Origin of the sequence: Photobacterium sanctipauli (assembly GCF_003026495.1) — a bacterium.
GTDB classification, from domain to species: domain Bacteria; phylum Pseudomonadota; class Gammaproteobacteria; order Enterobacterales; family Vibrionaceae; genus Photobacterium; species Photobacterium sanctipauli.
Map to the genome: position 1 here is coordinate 187,527 of NZ_PYMA01000010.1, position 16,497 is coordinate 204,023.

15 protein-coding genes and 7 tRNA genes are annotated in these 16,497 nt (G+C 53.1%); 21 read left to right on the forward strand and 1 reads right to left on the reverse strand.

What is annotated here, in order from left to right; translation table 11 throughout:
• Window positions 1-45: 45 nt before the first annotated feature.
• Genes ftsB through rpoS form a run of 8 tightly spaced genes read left to right on the forward strand, consistent with a single transcriptional unit; the run spans window position 46 to window position 5,995 of the window.
• Window positions 46-318, forward strand: coding sequence for a cell division protein FtsB (gene ftsB / locus C9I98_RS16325; RefSeq protein ID WP_036832435.1), 273 nt, complete (start codon window positions 46-48; stop codon window positions 316-318).
• Window positions 319-360: 42 nt separating this feature from the next.
• Window positions 361-1,059 carry a 2-C-methyl-D-erythritol 4-phosphate cytidylyltransferase gene (gene ispD, locus C9I98_RS16330; RefSeq protein WP_036832434.1) on the forward strand — a complete coding sequence of 233 codons (699 nt, stop codon included), beginning with the start codon at window positions 361-363 and terminating at the stop codon, window positions 1,057-1,059.
• Window positions 1,059-1,532 carry a 2-C-methyl-D-erythritol 2,4-cyclodiphosphate synthase gene (gene ispF / locus C9I98_RS16335; RefSeq protein ID WP_173424732.1) on the forward strand — a complete coding sequence of 158 codons (474 nt, stop codon included), beginning with the start codon at window positions 1,059-1,061 and terminating at the stop codon, window positions 1,530-1,532. The genes ispD and ispF overlap by 1 nt, the downstream gene beginning before the upstream one ends.
• A gap of 27 nt (window positions 1,533-1,559) precedes the next feature.
• Window positions 1,560-2,630, forward strand: a complete 1,071-nt coding sequence (gene truD / locus C9I98_RS16340) for a tRNA pseudouridine(13) synthase TruD (RefSeq protein ID WP_036832428.1) — start codon at window positions 1,560-1,562, stop codon at window positions 2,628-2,630.
• A complete protein-coding gene (surE, locus tag C9I98_RS16345) occupies window positions 2,611-3,360 on the forward strand; it encodes a 5'/3'-nucleotidase SurE (RefSeq protein WP_036832425.1) in 750 nt (249 codons plus the stop codon). The genes truD and surE overlap by 20 nt, the downstream gene beginning before the upstream one ends.
• Window positions 3,361-3,362: 2 nt before the next feature.
• Window positions 3,363-3,992, forward strand: coding sequence for a protein-L-isoaspartate(D-aspartate) O-methyltransferase (locus tag C9I98_RS16350; RefSeq protein WP_036832423.1), 630 nt, complete (start codon window positions 3,363-3,365; stop codon window positions 3,990-3,992).
• A 12-nt stretch (window positions 3,993-4,004) separates the two neighbouring features.
• A complete protein-coding gene (locus C9I98_RS16355; protein WP_051902729.1) occupies window positions 4,005-4,946 on the forward strand; it encodes a peptidoglycan DD-metalloendopeptidase family protein in 942 nt (313 codons plus the stop codon).
• 56 nt (window positions 4,947-5,002) lie between these two features.
• On the forward strand, window positions 5,003-5,995 hold the full coding sequence (rpoS, locus tag C9I98_RS16360) for an RNA polymerase sigma factor RpoS (protein WP_036832421.1): 993 nt from the start codon (window positions 5,003-5,005) through the stop codon (window positions 5,993-5,995).
• Between the two features lie 128 nt (window positions 5,996-6,123).
• Here the strand turns inward: rpoS and mutS are convergent, their stop codons facing one another.
• Window positions 6,124-8,694 carry a DNA mismatch repair protein MutS gene (gene mutS / locus C9I98_RS16365; RefSeq protein WP_036832419.1) on the reverse strand — a complete coding sequence of 857 codons (2,571 nt, stop codon included), beginning with the start codon at window positions 8,692-8,694 and terminating at the stop codon, window positions 6,124-6,126.
• A 201-nt stretch (window positions 8,695-8,895) separates the two neighbouring features.
• On the opposite strand from mutS, the gene C9I98_RS16370 reads away from it, so the two are divergent.
• The 13 genes from C9I98_RS16370 (at window position 8,896) to C9I98_RS16430 (ending at window position 16,479) form a co-directional block, all read left to right on the forward strand.
• The gene (locus tag C9I98_RS16370; protein ID WP_036832415.1) at window positions 8,896-9,375 is read left to right on the forward strand and encodes a CinA family protein; all 480 of its coding nucleotides are present in this window, start codon (window positions 8,896-8,898) and stop codon (window positions 9,373-9,375) included.
• A gap of 130 nt (window positions 9,376-9,505) precedes the next feature.
• Window positions 9,506-10,549 carry a recombinase RecA gene (recA, locus tag C9I98_RS16375; protein ID WP_036832412.1) on the forward strand — a complete coding sequence of 348 codons (1,044 nt, stop codon included), beginning with the start codon at window positions 9,506-9,508 and terminating at the stop codon, window positions 10,547-10,549.
• Between the two features lie 98 nt (window positions 10,550-10,647).
• Window positions 10,648-11,103 carry a regulatory protein RecX gene (locus tag C9I98_RS16380; RefSeq protein WP_107272216.1) on the forward strand — a complete coding sequence of 152 codons (456 nt, stop codon included), beginning with the start codon at window positions 10,648-10,650 and terminating at the stop codon, window positions 11,101-11,103.
• Window positions 11,104-11,366: 263 nt separating this feature from the next.
• Window positions 11,367-13,991, forward strand: a complete 2,625-nt coding sequence (gene alaS / locus C9I98_RS16385) for an alanine--tRNA ligase (protein ID WP_036818088.1) — start codon at window positions 11,367-11,369, stop codon at window positions 13,989-13,991.
• An 18-nt stretch (window positions 13,992-14,009) separates the two neighbouring features.
• Window positions 14,010-15,188 carry an aspartate kinase gene (locus C9I98_RS16390; RefSeq protein WP_036818085.1) on the forward strand — a complete coding sequence of 393 codons (1,179 nt, stop codon included), beginning with the start codon at window positions 14,010-14,012 and terminating at the stop codon, window positions 15,186-15,188.
• Between the two features lie 86 nt (window positions 15,189-15,274).
• The gene (gene csrA / locus C9I98_RS16395; RefSeq protein WP_036818084.1) at window positions 15,275-15,472 is read left to right on the forward strand and encodes a carbon storage regulator CsrA; all 198 of its coding nucleotides are present in this window, start codon (window positions 15,275-15,277) and stop codon (window positions 15,470-15,472) included.
• A 219-nt stretch (window positions 15,473-15,691) separates the two neighbouring features.
• Window positions 15,692-15,783, forward strand: a tRNA-Ser gene (locus C9I98_RS16400).
• Between the two features lie 37 nt (window positions 15,784-15,820).
• Window positions 15,821-15,897 (forward strand) — tRNA-Arg (locus C9I98_RS16405).
• Window positions 15,898-15,950: 53 nt separating this feature from the next.
• A tRNA-Arg gene (locus C9I98_RS16410) sits at window positions 15,951-16,027 on the forward strand.
• A gap of 11 nt (window positions 16,028-16,038) precedes the next feature.
• Window positions 16,039-16,130, forward strand: a tRNA-Ser gene (locus C9I98_RS16415).
• A gap of 39 nt (window positions 16,131-16,169) precedes the next feature.
• Window positions 16,170-16,246, forward strand: a tRNA-Arg gene (locus C9I98_RS16420).
• A gap of 53 nt (window positions 16,247-16,299) precedes the next feature.
• Window positions 16,300-16,376 (forward strand) — tRNA-Arg (locus C9I98_RS16425).
• Between the two features lie 11 nt (window positions 16,377-16,387).
• Window positions 16,388-16,479: transfer RNA gene (locus tag C9I98_RS16430), tRNA-Ser, on the forward strand.
• Window positions 16,480-16,497: the final 18 nt, after the last annotated feature.

Below are 16,497 nucleotides of genomic sequence, written 5' to 3' on the forward strand. Positions count from 1 at the left end.
CCCAACCGCAGATTGTTTGGAGTTCCAACTGTCATAAGGAGTGGTATGCGCTTATTAACTGTGTTGCTACTGGCGGTGCTGGCTTGGCTGCAGTATGACTTCTGGCTCGGCAAGAACGGGATGGTTGACTACTTGGCAGTAAAGAAAAATGTTGAGGTTCAGCAGCAAGCCAATAGTGAATTGGTGTTGCGTAACCAGCAAATGTACGTGGAGATCCACGATTTGCACCGAGGCCAAGAGGCTATCGAAGAGCGTGCCCGCAACGAACTGGGCATGATCGGGCCGGAAGAGACTTTTTTCCGGATTGTGGGCGAATAAGCCTGCGGCACCCTTGCTAGTGTATTAAATTCGAAAGTGACGATGACCGAAAAAATAATTGCCGTAGTACCGGCTGCTGGGGTGGGGAGCCGAATGGCAGCCGACCGCCCGAAACAGTACCTTTCAATTGCTGGAAAAACCATTCTCGAACATACCGTTGATCGCTTGCTTGCCCACCCGGAGGTTGAGCGGGTGGTTATCGCGATCAGCGCCGGCGATCCGTACTTTCCAACCTTGCCGTTGGCATCTGACCCTCGGGTGGTGCGTGTCGACGGTGGCGCGGAGCGCGCCGATTCCGTTTTTGCCGGACTGGCGGCGGTTGACGATGCCCAAGACTGGGTGTTGGTGCATGATGCTGCCCGTCCTTGCTTGCATCAAGACGACTTGCAACGCCTGATTGAGGCGGCCAGGCAAGGCGCGCACGGGGCGATTTTGGCTGCACCGGTGCGTGATACCATGAAGCGTGGTAACGGCCAGCAAGCCATTGCGGGTACCGTAGAGCGTGCGAATCTATGGCACGCCTTAACACCGCAGATGTTTCGTGCTGGCCAGTTGAAGCAAGCGCTGGAGCAGGCTTTGGCCGAGGGCGCAACGGTAACCGATGAAGCGTCGGCGTTGGAGCACTGCGGCATGTCGCCGATGTTGGTGAAAGGCCGTGCCGACAACCTGAAGGTTACCCAGCCAGAAGACTTGGCGCTGGCGCAATTTTATCTAGAACACATTTTGAGGGATGAGCAATGATGCGAATTGGACACGGTTTTGATGTACACAAGTTTGGTGGCGAAGGGCCGGTGATCATAGGTGGTGTTGCCATTCCTTATGAGCAGGGCTTGATTGCGCATTCTGATGGCGATGTTGCCCTTCACGCGGTATGCGATGCGTTGCTAGGCGCCATCGGTGCCGGTGATATCGGTCGCCATTTCCCTGATACCGATGCGGAATGGGAAGGGGCTGATAGCCGTTTCCTGCTGCGCGACGTCTACAGTAAGGTAAAGGCCAAGGGCTACCGGTTGGGCAACTTGGATGTGACTATTATTGCTCAAGCTCCTAAAATGGCGCCGCATATCGATGCGATGTGCCAGGCAATTGCCGACGATCTGGAAACAGACGTTGAAAATATCAATGTTAAGGCAACCACATCGGAGCGCTTGGGTTTCACCGGGCGTAAAGAAGGCATCGCTTGCGAAGCCGTTGTCTTGATCTCTAAGCAGTAACTCAGACTGCCAATAAATGGTGTATATATGTCTAATGTAATGGACGAATTTAGCTGGTTATACGGAAAACCAAGCTGTCAGGGCCGTATCAAGGTTGAGCCTGAAGACTTTATCGTGAAGGAAAACCTTGGCTTTGAGTTCGCCGGTGCCGGCGAACACTTTATGGTTAAAATCCGTAAAACGGGCGAAAACACCAAATACGTGGTCAATGAGCTCGCCAAGGCGTGTGGCGTTAAGTCGCGCGATGTGAGCTGGGCTGGCCTGAAAGACCGCTATGCGGTAACCGAGCAGTGGCTGAGTGTCCATTTGCCGGGTAAGCCGGATCCGGATCTTGCCCAGTTTGTGGCCGAGCACCCAGGTGTGGAAGTGCTGGAAACCTCCCGCCACGATAAGAAACTGCGCCCGGGCGATTTGGCGGGTAACTGGTTTCAGCTGCGCCTGACCGAGCTTGACCAAGCCCAAGAGGTGGTCGCTCGTATTGAGAAGGTGGCAGAGCACGGCGTGCCTAACTACTTCGGCGAGCAACGTTTTGGCCGCGGTGGCAACAACGTGGTAAAGGCGCGAGCTTGGGGCAACGATGAATTCCGTGTTCGCGACAAGAGCAAGCGCAGCTTCTACCTGTCGGCGGCGCGCTCTTGGTTGTTCAATATGGTGCTCTCGTCGCGTATTGAGCAACAAAAAGTCCATACCTTAATGGCGGGTGATAGCCTTGAGGTTAAAGGCGATGACCGGGCAACGATTGTCGAGCAGGTGACAGAGCAACTGCAGCACGACGTGGCTCGCGGGATGGCCGCGATCACCGCGCCGATGATGGGCGATAATGCCCTGCCGACCACCTTGGAAGCCGAGGCCTTCGAGATGGCGGTGGTTGAACAGGAGCCACTGTTGCTCAAGCTTATCCGTGATAACCGTATGCGCCACGAGCGTCGTCCGTTATTGCTCAAGCCAGAGCAGATGGCGTGGCAGCAGGACGTCAACAGCGTGACGGTGTCTTTTGCCTTGCCGGCGGGTTGCTTTGCAACAGCGGTGGTTCGTGAACTCATGGTAGAGCGCGAAGTCGAAAATAAGGAAGACAACCATGCGAATCCTGATCAGTAACGACGACGGTATTTTTGCCGAGGGCATCAAAACACTGGCTGAAGCACTGGAAGAATTGGGGGAGGTGACTGTCGTTGCCCCCGATCGCAACCGCTCCGGCGCCTCGAACTCGTTGACGCTGGACTACCCGCTTCGTATCCGCGAGGAAGGCGAGCGCCGGATCTCGGTTGAGGGCACGCCAACAGACTGTGTCCATTTCGCTTTGAACGAATGGCTGGACTACCGTCCTGATGTGGTTGTTGCGGGAATAAACCACGGTGCCAACCTGGGCGATGACGTGCTGTATTCCGGTACCGTTGCGGCAGCAACGGAAGGGCACTTTCTTGGCGTACCGGCTATCGCGGTCTCTTTGGTGGGCAAGACCCACTTCGCCACCGCTGCGGCGGTGGTCAAGCAAGTATTGCGCAATAGCCAGCAGCGCCCATTGCCGAACAATAAGATCCTTAACATCAATGTCCCCGATGTGCCGTTGGCCGAGTTGGGTGAATGGCAGGTGACGCGCTTGGGCGCACGCCATCGAGCAGAAAACATGGTGAAGAGTGTCGACCCCCGCGGCAAAGCGCTTTATTGGCTAGGTCCCCCGGGGCCGTGTCAGGACGCAGGGCCTGGTACCGACTTTTATGCCGTTGAACAGCATTGTGTTTCAATTACGCCATTGCAGGTTGACCTGACCGCCCACGAGGCGATGGGAGAAATCAAGCAGTGGATTCATCATTTGGAGAAAAACTAAGTATGCGCTATGTGGAAGAGCGGAACACCTTGCTGGCCTATCTCCAGCAGCAAGGGATCCGTAACGACAAGGTGCTTCAGGCGCTCGCTGCAGTTCCCCGTGAACTGTTCATCGACGAGGCCTTGTCTCACAAAGCCTACGAAAATAATGCCTTGCCAATCGGCAGCGGGCAGACGATTTCGCAACCCTATATTGTGGCGAAAATGACAGAGCTACTGTCGTTGCAAGCCCATTCCCGGGTGTTGGAAATTGGTACGGGATCGGGATACCAAACCGCGGTGCTGGCGCAGCTGGTTGATCATGTCTATTCGGTGGAGCGTATCAAGGCGTTGCAATGGCAGGCCAAGCGCCGCCTCAAGCAGCTTGAGTTGCACAACATCTCCACCAAGCATGGCGATGGCTGGCAAGGGTGGGCAAGCAAAGGCCCGTTTGATGCCATTATTGTCACGGCCGCGGCTGCCGAAATCCCGGTAGAGCTGTTGAACCAGCTTAATGACGGTGGTCGGCTGATCATCCCTGTAGGTAATGATTTCCAAGTCCTGAAATTCATCGAGCGTCAGGGCGATCGCTTTACCTATCGTGATATTGAAGCGGTGCGCTTTGTACCGCTGGTAGCCGGGGAGCTGGCGTAGAGACCTATGGGTATGGTTCGTATTGCAGGTAAACAATGGAAGTGGGCAACGCTGGTTGCCTGCTTGTCGCTGTCTGCCTGTAGTAACCATGCACCGGCTCCCGTCGCCAGTTTAGGCAAGGACTACCAGAGCCTTGAGCGAGGAAGCTACCGTGGTAGCTATTACGAGGTGAAGAAAGGCGACACGCTTTATTTTATCTCTTACATCACGGGCAAAGAAGTGCAGGAGTTGGTGTCAGCCAATAACCTGTCCCAGCCTTATACCATTTTCCCTGGGCAAAAACTTCAGCTCTGGAAGCCAAAATACGTGGCGCCGAGATACGGCAAGGCGGCGCCTGTCGCCGTTGCCAGTACCACGAAGAAAACACCTGCAAAAACAACATCAAAGCCTGCAGCGACTCAGCCAAAGCCAGCAGCCAAGCCGAAGCCTGCCTCCCAGCAGACGGCCCAGGCTGCAAAACCCAAGCCAAAAGCTGAGCAAAAAGTCGCCAATAAAAATGTTGATCAAGGTCGCACAAAAGAGTACTCTCAAAAAACTAAAAGTAACAAAGTTGTTACAAATAAGCCAAGTTCCACTAACAATAAAGTGGATAAATGGTCCTGGCCTGCTACAGGTCGCGTCGTTGCCAAGTTCTCCAATACGCAGAACGGCAACAAAGGCATAGATATTGCTGGAAAGCGGGGACAGGCCATTAAGGCATCGGCTGACGGAGTGGTGGTATACGCTGGCAACGCCCTTCGTGGTTATGGCAACTTGGTGATAATCAAGCACAGTGATGATTACCTCAGTGCGTATGCGCACAATGATCAGCTGTTGGTTAAAGAGCAACAAAAGGTGACTTTAGGCCAGAAAATTGCATCAATGGGAAGCTCTGGTACCAGTGATGTAAGGCTACATTTTGAGATCCGTTACAAAGGCAAATCTGTTGATCCAATGCGGTATTTGCCGCGGTAAAAAACATGGCATAGTAAAGTTGTAATGTCTTGCTAACTCGCCATCTGGGAGGCGCTATGAGTAGAAGCAATACTGCTACAAACATTGAAGACTTCGACTTCGAAGAAGAAATGGAAATTGATGCGCAAAGTGTTGAATCCAAAGTTGAAGAAACCAGTTCTAGCGAAGACGACGTCGATATCTCGCAGTACGGGGCAACACAGAAAGCCCTCGACGCGACCCAACTCTATTTAGGTGAGATTGGCTTTTCACCACTCCTAACGGCAGAAGAAGAGGTGCTCTACGCACGCCGAGCATTGCGTGGCGATGAAGTTGCCCGTAAGCGCATGATTGAAAGTAACCTACGATTGGTTGTAAAAATTTCCCGCCGTTACAGCAACCGAGGGCTGGCCTTGCTGGATTTGGTCGAGGAGGGCAACTTAGGTTTGATCCGCGCGGTTGAAAAGTTTGATCCGGAGCGTGGCTTCCGTTTCTCAACCTATGCAACCTGGTGGATCCGCCAAACCATTGAGCGGGCAATCATGAACCAAACCCGCACCATCCGGTTACCTATTCATGTGGTCAAAGAGCTGAATGTTTACTTGCGTACCGCACGTGAATTGGCGCAGAAGCTGGATCACGAGCCGACGGCAGAGGATATAGCCCAGAAGCTCGATAAGTCTGTTGACGATGTTAACCGTATGCTGCGCCTGAACGAGCGTGTGGGTTCGGTGGATAACCCTATCGGTGGTGATTCGGAAAAAGCGTTGCTGGATATTATCCCCGATGAGAAAGGCGGCGGCCCGGAAACGTCCACTCAGGACGATGACATCAAGAGCTCGATTGTCCACTGGTTACAAGAGCTGAACCCGAAACAGCGCGAGGTGCTGGCACGCCGCTTTGGCCTGTTGGGCTATGAGGCATCGACGCTAGAGGATGTCGGCCGTGAAATTGGTTTGACCCGTGAACGAGTCCGTCAAATCCAGGTGGAAGGGCTGCGTCGCTTGCGAGATATGCTGACCCACCAAGGGTTGAATATCGAATCGCTGTTTAACCAGGAGCAACTGTAATTCCAAGCTAGAGAGGTAAGGTCAAGCCAACTTTTACCCACCATTTTTGCTTGGCTACCGGAATACAAAAGGGGCTGATGCGTAGTGCATCAGCCCCTTTTTCAACTGGGAACGTTGTTGTGAGCGCCTTACATCAAAGCTTTTAGGCGGTATAGCTCATCCAGAGCCTGGCGCGGAGTCATTTCGTCAGGGTTGATATTGGCCAACGCTTCTTCAACTTCGCTTGGCTCAGGGATCAGGCTGAGCTGGTGCTCGGGTTGAGGTGCGCTATTCGCCGGGCTCATTGCTTGCTGGTGGCCGCTGGCTTCCAGCTGCTTAAGCTTGGTTTTGGCGCGCTTGATCACCGACTTTGGTACGCCGGCTAGGCTGGCAACCGCAAGGCCATAAGATTTGCTGGCCGCACCTTCTTGAACCGCGTGCATGAAGGCGATCTCGTCACCGTGCTCGACGGCGTCAAGGTGAACATTGGCCAAGCCATCCATGAGCGATGGCAGTTCGGTCAGTTCGAAATAGTGGGTGGCGAACAGCGTCATCGCGGCGATTTTATCTGCCAGCCATTCCGCACTTGCCCATGCCAGGGAAAGGCCATCGTAAGTACTGGTACCGCGACCGATCTCATCCATCAACACCAAGCTATTTTGCGTCGCATTATGCAAGATATTTGCAGTTTCGGTCATCTCCACCATGAAGGTCGAACGCCCGGATGCGAGATCATCTGATGCGCCGATGCGGGTGAAGATACGATCAAGCGGGCCGATCTTGACTGCTTCCGCAGGTACAAACGAGCCAACATGGGCAAGCAAGGCGATCAGCGCGGTTTGTCGCATGTAGGTCGATTTACCACCCATGTTCGGGCCGGTGATGATCAGCATACGGCGATCGCGGTGGAGTGAAATCGGGTTGGCAATAAACGGTTCGCTGAGCACCTGCTCGACCACCGGGTGCCGGCCTGCCGTGATGTCGATACCGGCTTCCTCGACCAGCTCCGGGCGGCAGTAGTTCAGGGTGTCTGCACGCTCGGCCAGGTTGGCAAGCACATCCAACTCAGACAACGCGCTGGCGGCGTTTTGCAGTTGCTCAAGGTGCGGCAGCAATTGGTCGAATAGCTCTTCCCAAAGTTTTTTCTCCAGTGCCAGTGCCTTGGACTTCGAGTTCAGTACTTTATCCTCGTGCTCTTTAAGCTCTGGGATAATGTAGCGCTCTGCGTTCTTGAGGGTTTGGCGGCGAATATAGTGGCTCGGCACCAAGTGGCTCTGGCCGCGGCTAACTTGGATGTAGAAGCCGTGTACCTGGTTGAATCCTACCTTCAGGCTGTCGATGTCGTGGCGCTCGCGCTCGCTGGCTTCCAACTCTTCCAAGAACTTGGTGGCGCCCTCGGCAAGATCGCGCCATTCGTCCAGCTCAGCGTTGTAGCCTGGTGCCAGTACGCCACCGTCGCGGATCACGACTGGCGGGTTTTCGATAATTGCACGTTCTAGCAGATCGCATAAATCGTCCATCGGCGCGGCAAATTGCGCCAACTCGCCAATACGCGGCTCCGGCATCTCTGCCAGCAATTCACCCAGCTCAGGCAAGTGTTGAAGGGCGGTGCGCATACGGGCAAGGTCGCGCGGCCGTGCTGAGCGCAGTGCCAAACGGGCCAGGATGCGTTCGAGATCGCCCATGTGGCGCAGGACACCGGCCACATCAACAAACATGCCCGAGTCCTTGAAGCTGCCGATAGCATCCAGGCGCTCGTTAAGTTGCTTTTGATCGCGGATTGGCTGGTGCAGCCAACGTTTTAGCAGGCGGCTACCCATAGGCGTCGCGGTTTGATCCAATACCGAGGCAAGGGTGTTATCGAAGCCCCCGGCCAAGTTCTGGGTCAATTCAAGGTTGCGGCGAGTCGCAGCGTCCAGGATCACGGCATGATCCTTGGTGTCTTGGGTAATGGCGCGGATGTGCGGCAGGGCGGTACGCTGGGTATCCTTCACATACTGCATCAAGCAGCCGGCAGCGCATAGGCCGTGCTCGGCTTGCTCGACGCCGAAGCCGACCAAGTCACGGGTTCCGAACTGCATGGTCAGCTGTTGGCGGGCGGTATCGAGGTCGAACTCCCATACCGGGCGGCGACGTGCCCCTTTCAAGCCGTGGAAAAGGCCGGGCAAGGCAAAATCTTCAGGGTAGAGCAATTCTGCCGGGCTGGTGCGCTGCAGCTCGGCCTGCATGGCTTCCTCGGTTTCCGGCTCGGTTAGCATAAAGCGGCCTGAGGTGATGTCCAGCGTGGCGTAGCCGAAGGTGCCGTTGTCGTGGTAAATCGCAGCGATAAGGTTATCGTGACGCTCATTTAGCAAGGCTTCGTCACTCACCGTACCCGGGGTGATGATTCTGACGACTTTTCGCTCTACCGGCCCTTTGCTGGTGGCAGGGTCACCAATTTGTTCGCAAATAGCGGCCGATACGCCTTGCTGGACCAGCTTGGCAAGGTAGCCTTCGATCGAGTGGTAAGGCACACCTGCCATCGGGATTGGTTGGCCGTTGGACGAGCCACGCTTGGTAAGGGAAATATCCAGCAGTTGAGAAGCCTGCTTGGCATCATCAAAAAATAATTCGTAGAAGTCGCCCATCCGGTAGAACAGCAGAACATCAGGGTTTTCGGCCTTGATCTTCAAAAATTGCTGCATCATAGGGGTATGCTTTTCTATGCCTTTTATTGTCACGATATCGCCTGCTAAATAGTGCCGCTCGTTGAGGCGAACCCTCTCATCGAGCGGAAATAATTCTGGCCGCCTAGGATACGTGAATCAGGCGATTGGGCATAGTGGCAAGTAAGATTTTTCGTCGTGACAATGCACTCGACTTGCTGCGGTGAATGGGTCGGAGTATCTTGTTGGCGAGCTTGCGACAAGAAGGAATATTCAATGGAATTGGCAGCGCAGTTAGGGCAGGCGCTTTCCCGCCAGCAATGGGTCGCCGCGACGGCGGAATCTTGCACTGGCGGCGGGGTGTCGATGGCGATAACCGAGGTGGCAGGAAGCTCGGCATGGTTCGACCGGGCATTCGTGACTTACAGCAATGAAGCCAAGGTGCAAATGCTGGGTGTTCAAGAGGCAACGCTGATCGAGCATGGTGCCGTGAGCGAGGCTACCGTACAGGAAATGGCGCAGGGAGCACTGGTGAGCTCGGTGGCTGATATCAGTGTGGCGATTAGCGGCATTGCTGGGCCGGGAGGCGGGACGTTGGATAAGCCGGTGGGTACCGTGTGCTTTGCCTGGGCGGACAAGACCGGTTGGCTGGCTGTCGAAACTTGCCTGTTCGACGGTGACCGCCAAGCGGTGCGGACTCAGGCGGTGGAAAAAGCACTGGCGGGTTTGCACGCGCGCCTACAGTCCCTTGAATAAAATCAGAGATTGGCATTGCTGTAGCAGAGTTCACAAAAAAATTTTCATACAGTGCTAGACACTGTATGAATAGACAGTATACTAATCATCATTATCAGTACTTAATTTTAAGCATCCGTTGGAGAGTCGAATGGACGACAACAAGCAGAAGGCACTTGCCGCCGCGTTAGGTCAAATTGAGAAGCAATTTGGTAAAGGCTCAATCATGAAATTGGGCGACAACCGCACAATGGATGTGGAAACAGTATCAACAGGCTCTCTGTCCCTTGATATTGCATTAGGTGCTGGCGGTTTGCCAATGGGCCGTATTGTTGAAATCTACGGTCCTGAATCATCAGGTAAAACAACCCTTACTCTTGAAGTCATTGCAGCGGCACAACGACAGGGCAAGACCTGTGCATTCATCGATGCCGAGCACGCACTTGACCCAATCTACGCTCAGAAGCTGGGTGTGGACATCGACCAACTACTGGTTTCTCAGCCTGATACGGGTGAGCAAGCACTAGAAATCGCTGATGCACTGGCACGCTCTGGTGCGGTTGACATCCTGGTCGTCGACTCCGTTGCGGCACTGACACCTAAGGCTGAGATCGAAGGTGAAATGGGTGACTCGCACATGGGTCTGCAGGCACGTATGCTGTCTCAGGCGATGCGTAAAATCACCGGTAACCTGAAGCAGTCGAACTGTATGTGTATCTTCATCAACCAGATCCGTATGAAGATCGGTGTGATGTTCGGTAACCCAGAAACAACGACGGGTGGTAACGCACTGAAGTTCTACGCATCTGTTCGTCTTGATATTCGCCGTACCGGTGCAATCAAAGACGGTGATGAGGTGGTGGGTAACGAAACCCGTATCAAGGTTGTTAAGAACAAGATTGCTGCGCCATTTAAGCAGGCTGAAACCCAGATCCTTTACGGCCAAGGCTTCAACCGTAACGGTGAGCTAATTGACCTGGGCGTTAAGAATAAGATGGTTGAGAAGGCGGGTGCTTGGTACAGCTACCAAGGCGACAAGATCGGCCAGGGTAAAGCCAACGCATGTAAATACCTTGTTGAGCACCCAGAAGTGGCAGAAGAGCTTGAGAAGAAGCTGCGTGATCTATTGCTAACGACTGCAGTTGCTGAAGAAGACGTATTGGAAAGCGACGCTGAAGAAGATCAGGCATTCTAATTGCCGCTAGGCTTCATACTGTATTTTCAGTGTATGCATTGATGAAAACGGGCTGGTAGCGATTACCTGCCCGTTTTTGTATTTGGGGAGAAACACCAATGCCAAGACCGAAGAAAAGTGCCAAAGCCGCGGCGGTTGCCTATCTTTCGCGCCGCGATCATGCGGAAAAGGAGCTCCAGCAAAAGCTGGTTGCCCGGGGGTATGATGAGCAGGAGGCGCAAGAGGCGGTCGCCTTTTGCCAAGACTACAACTGGATCGATGATGCGAGGTATGCAGAAAGAACCCTTTCCAACGGTATTGCCAAAGGGTGGGGACTACTGCGCATACGCCAAGAGCTTGCCTACAAGGGGATACATGAGGCGATTGTCCAGCAGCTGCTCGAAGAGGATGAGTTTGATTGGTTTGGGCATGCCAAGGCTGTAGCGCTGCGGAAATTTGGTGCAACAGAGATTGATACCCCGAAGGAGAAAGCCCGCCGTTTCCGCTTTTTACAGTCCCGTGGCTTCGAGTTGGAAGAAATCCGCTATGCACTCAATATCGACGATGAGTATTAGCCTTGTCGGCCGCCAACCGGTTTAATCGTGCATAAATACCAAGAACCGTGTTCAGTTTGGTATAAAATACGTTAAATCTTCACATAACATTTCCCGTATTGCCCGCCGTTGTTTTACAATAACCGCCAAAGAATTTATGTTAGTCCCATCGAGGCCTGCCACAACTCGACCGCCAAGGGCTTGGCGGTATTGCAGTGGCGGGTGCTATGACAAAATAAGTTCGCCCTTTCAGTTTACATAAAAGCATTATTCAGGATTTGCCAATGTACATGAGCACTGATGAGATTCGCCGTGCGTTTCTTGCGTTTTTTGAGAGCAAAGGCCACCAGATTGTGGAAAGCTCTTCTCTTGTACCTGCTAACGACCCAACGTTGTTGTTTACCAATGCAGGTATGAACCAATTTAAAGATACATTTTTAGGTCTGGAAAAGCGCAACTACACTCGAGCGACAACAGCTCAGCGCTGTGTTCGTGCTGGTGGTAAGCACAACGACTTGGAAAATGTTGGCTTTACTGCCCGTCACCATACTTTCTTCGAAATGCTGGGTAACTTCAGCTTCGGTGACTACTTCAAGCACGACGCTATCAAGTACGCTTGGGAATTCCTAACTGACGTATTGAAGCTGCCTGAAGATCGCCTGTTGGTAACGGTATACGAGACCGACGACGAAGCATTCGAGATCTGGAACAAGGAAATGGGTATCCCTGCTGATCGCATCGTGCGCATCGGCGACAAGAAGGGCGGCAAGCCATTTGAGTCAGACAACTTCTGGCAGATGGGCGACACTGGCCCATGTGGTCCATGTACTGAAATTTTCTACGATCACGGTGATCACATCTGGGGTGGCCGCCCTGGTACGCCAGAAGAAGACGGCGACCGTTTCATCGAGATCTGGAACAACGTATTCATGCAATTCAACCGTCAGGCAGACGGCACGATGGAGCCACTACCTAAGCCGTCGGTTGATACCGGTATGGGTATCGAGCGTATCGCCGCGATCATGCAGGGCGTGCACTCAAACTACGAGATCGATATCTTCCAAACGCTGATCAAAGAAGCGGCGAAGACAATCGGTCACGACGATCTAGGCAACCAGTCGCTACGCGTTGTGGCTGACCACATCCGTTCTTGTGCCTATCTCATCGTTGATGGCGTGATGCCGTCGAACGAAGGCCGTGGCTACGTGCTTCGCCGTATTATCCGTCGCGCGGTTCGCCATGGTAACAAGCTAGGCGCGAAAGGCGCATTCTTCTACCAGTTGGTAGGCCCTCTGGCTGAAATCATGGGCACCGCCGGTGAAGAGCTGAAGAAACAGCAAGCGATGGTTGAGAAGGTACTGAAGATTGAAGAAGACAACTTCGGCCGCACCCTTGACCGTGGTATGACAATCTTGTCCGAAGCACTGGATAACCTAGACGGCAAAATGCTTGACGGTGAAACCGTATTTAAGCTTTACGATACATACGGCTTCCCGGCTGACCTAACCAACGACGTTGCCCGTGAGCGTGGCTTCTCTATCGATGAAGAAGGCTTCAACAATGCGATGGAAGCACAGCGCCAGCGCGCGCGTGAAGCTGGTCAGTTTGGTGTCGACTACAATGACGCGATCAAGGTAGACGCGAACACCGAGTTCTGTGGTTACAGCGCGACTGAAGGCGAAGCGGCAGTGGTTGCACTGTACCGCGACGGCGACGCAGTAGACAGCATTGAAGCGGGCGAAGAAGCACTGGTTGTGCTTGATAACACGCCGTTCTATGCCGAGTCTGGTGGCCAGTGCGGCGATACCGGTGTGATGACTGCGGCGGCGGCAACATTCAATGTTGCTGACACCCAGAAGTTTGGCAACGCCATTGGCCACAAAGGCCAGCTAGCGACAGGCAGCCTGAAAGTCGGCGACAAGCTGGCGGCAACCGTTGATGCCGAGCGCCGTGCCGCCATCAGCCTGAACCACTCAGCAACGCACCTATTGCACGCCGCACTACGCAACCTATTGGGTGAGCACGTGGCACAGAAGGGCTCGCTAGTGAAGCCAGAAGGTCTGCGTTTCGACTTCTCGAACCTTGAAGCGGTTAGCACTGAGCAGCTACGTGAAGTTGAGCGCGTGGTGAACGAGCAGATCCGTCGTAACCACACTATCGCCACCGACGTGATGGACATTGAATCGGCCAAAGAAAAAGGTGCGATGGCACTGTTTGGCGAGAAATATGATGACGAAGTTCGCGTACTGAGCATGGGTGACTTCTCGGTAGAGCTTTGTGGTGGTATTCATGCAACCAATACGGGTGATATCGGCCTATTCAAGATTGTTTCTGAAGGTGGTATCGCAGCAGGCATTCGCCGTATTGAAGCGGTCACTGGCGAAGCGGCGATTGAAGCGCTGCACGCTCAGGAAGCGCTACTGGCTGAAACGGCTGGCTTGGTGAAGTCTGACTCGGCGTCGGTTGCCACCAAGGTGAGTGCACTGGTTGCGCATAGCAAGCAGCTAGAGAAAGAAATTCAGCAATTGAAAGATAAGCTTGCAGCACAAGAGAGTGCGGGACTTATCAATCAGGCGCAGGAAATCAACGGTGTGAAAGTGTTGGTTTCTAAACTGGACGGCGCAGACAACAAAGCATTGCGCGGCATGGTTGATGAACTGAAGAACCAGCTGGGCAGCGGTATTGTTGTGCTAGGTAACGTGAGTGGCGATAAGGTTGGCCTGATCGCTGGTGTGACCAAAGATCTTACCGGCAAGGTGAAAGCAGGCGAACTGGTTAACCTGGTTGCCCAGCAAGTAGGCGGTAAGGGCGGTGGTCGTCCTGATATGGCCCAAGCGGGTGGTACAGATGCAGCAGCTCTGCCTGCGGCACTAGAATCTGTAACCCCTTGGTTGACTGAGAAACTGTAATTATTCTGGAGAGGTGCAGTGGCACTATTGGTGCAGAAATTTGGTGGTACTTCGGTAGGTAGTATCGAGCGCATTGAAGCGGTTGCTGAGCGAGTGATCAAAGCTCGCCAGCAAGGCCATCAAATCGTAGTGGTTGTGTCAGCCATGGCTGGCGATACTAACCGCTTGCTTGGTTTGGCTAGGCAAATTGACGAGGTACCCACTCAGCGCGAGTTGGACGTACTGTTGTCAGCGGGGGAGCAGGTTACCATTGCGTTGCTTGCTATGGCATTGAACAAACGTGGTTTTAATGCCATTTCCTTAATCGCAGATCAAGTGGCTATCCGAACGGATAATGCATTTAATAATGCCAACATCATTCAGGTAGAAACAGAGAAGCTGGAAACATTACTTGGCGAAGGCAACATTGTTGTCGTTGCCGGGTTCCAGGGCCGTGATAGTGAAAATAATATTACGACCCTTGGCCGTGGTGGCTCCGACACCACGGCTGTTGCCATTGCCGGCGCATTGAAAGCCGATGAGTGCCAAATCTTTACCGATGTGGATGGTGTATACAGTACTGACCCGAGAGTCGTCGCGGATGCCCGACGTTTGCCGTCAATTCATTTCGATGATATGACATCCATGGCACGACACGGTGCAAAAGTGCTACAATTACAGTCAGTTGAATATGCCAACCATCATAAGGTGCCCCTGAGGGTCCTGTCTTCGTTTGAAGATGGTGAGGGAACACTGGTAAATTTTGAACCATCGAACACTGAAGGTGCGGTTGGTGTTGCCATCAAGAGTCAGCAGGTATTGACGACCGTAGCGCAACCCTTGGTTGCGGTACAAGAACGGTTAAAGCTATTCGGTTTAGCCGCTTGGTGCTATGCTGGCATTGATGATTCAACTTATATCGTTACAGCTAGTGATGATTTAGCGCGGCTCAAGCTGGCGCTAGACAAAGTGGAAGTAGCCCAAGAGCATGTCACGACATTGTCGGTGATTGGGGTTGAGCAAGCTGATGTTGTCGAGAAAATTGCGGCGACACTGGCTGAATCATCTTTGGCTATTTACCAACAACAATGGTCTGCTCGTTGCCTATCGCTATTGATCGACGGGCAAGATCAGCAATTGGCTGTATCGATTATCCATAAACAATTTGTGGTTGAGCCAGAAAGTCTGGATAATCGACGACTTCTCGCTGTTTCTTGAGCAGTGAACATTTGTGTAAAAGCAAATATTGTTTGGATATTAAACATTAACTCTTATAATACTGAGATTACTCAAGGAGCACACGAATGCTAATTTTGACACGTCGCGTAGGTGAAACGCTAATGATCGGTGATGAAGTCACCGTAACTGTTCTTGGCGTTAAAGGTAACCAGGTTCGCATTGGTGTGAACGCACCTAAAGAAGTTTCTGTTCACCGTGAAGAAATCTACATGCGAATTCAAGCGGAAAAAGAAACGGGTTCCCAGGGTTCTGGTAACTACTAATCCGAAGAAGGTCAGCGGCACGCTGGCCTTTTTTGTGCCTGAAACAAACAGGCGCTAAATTACTGTCGCCACATCGAAATCCGACAATAAACTGTGCAGCCAAGTGCGATTAATTGCCTTGTTGGCTATTAAGTGTGCATCTGCGCAGCTGATGTCGTTTTTTCACAATAAAGTGTTTGACTTATTTTCGGCTGACAGTAATATGAGCCCCCGCAAGACGGTGAGGTGGCCGAGAGGCTGAAGGCGCTCCCCTGCTAAGGGAGTATACGGTTTATCCCGTATCGAGGGTTCGAATCCCTCCTTCACCGCCATTTCTTTTTTGTATAAAATGAATATTTCTTGCACTGCGCGTCCGTAGCTCAGCTGGATAGAGTACCTGGCTACGAACCAGGCGGTCGGAGGTTCGAATCCTCCCGGACGCGCCATTATTGAACAAGCATGGCCTGAATAGGCGGTGTGTTAAAACCGAATTAAGTGTGCGCTCGTAGCTCAGCTGGATAGAGTACCTGGCTACGAACCAGGCGGTCGGAGGTTCGAATCCTCCCGAGCGCGCCATTAATTTGTGTGGTGAGGTGGCCGAGAGGCTGAAGGCGCTCCCCTGCTAAGGGAGTATACGGTTTATCCCGTATCGAGGGTTCGAATCCCTCCTTCACCGCCATTAATTCTCTCCAAGTAATCCTTGGGAAAGAATGCCTGCGCGTCCGTAGCTCAGCTGGATAGAGTACCTGGCTACGAACCAGGCGGTCGGAGGTTCGAATCCTCCCGGACGCGCCATTATTGAACAAGCATGGCCTGAATAGGCGGTGTGTTAAAACCGAATTAAGTGTGCGCTCGTAGCTCAGCTGGATAGAGTACCTGGCTACGAACCAGGCGGTCGGAGGTTCGAATCCTCCCGAGCGCGCCATTAATTTGTGTGGTGAGGTGGCCGAGAGGCTGAAGGCGCTCCCCTGCTAAGGGAGTATACGGTTTATCCCGTATCGAGGGTTCGAATCCCTCCTTCACCGCCATTAATTCTCTCCAAGTAA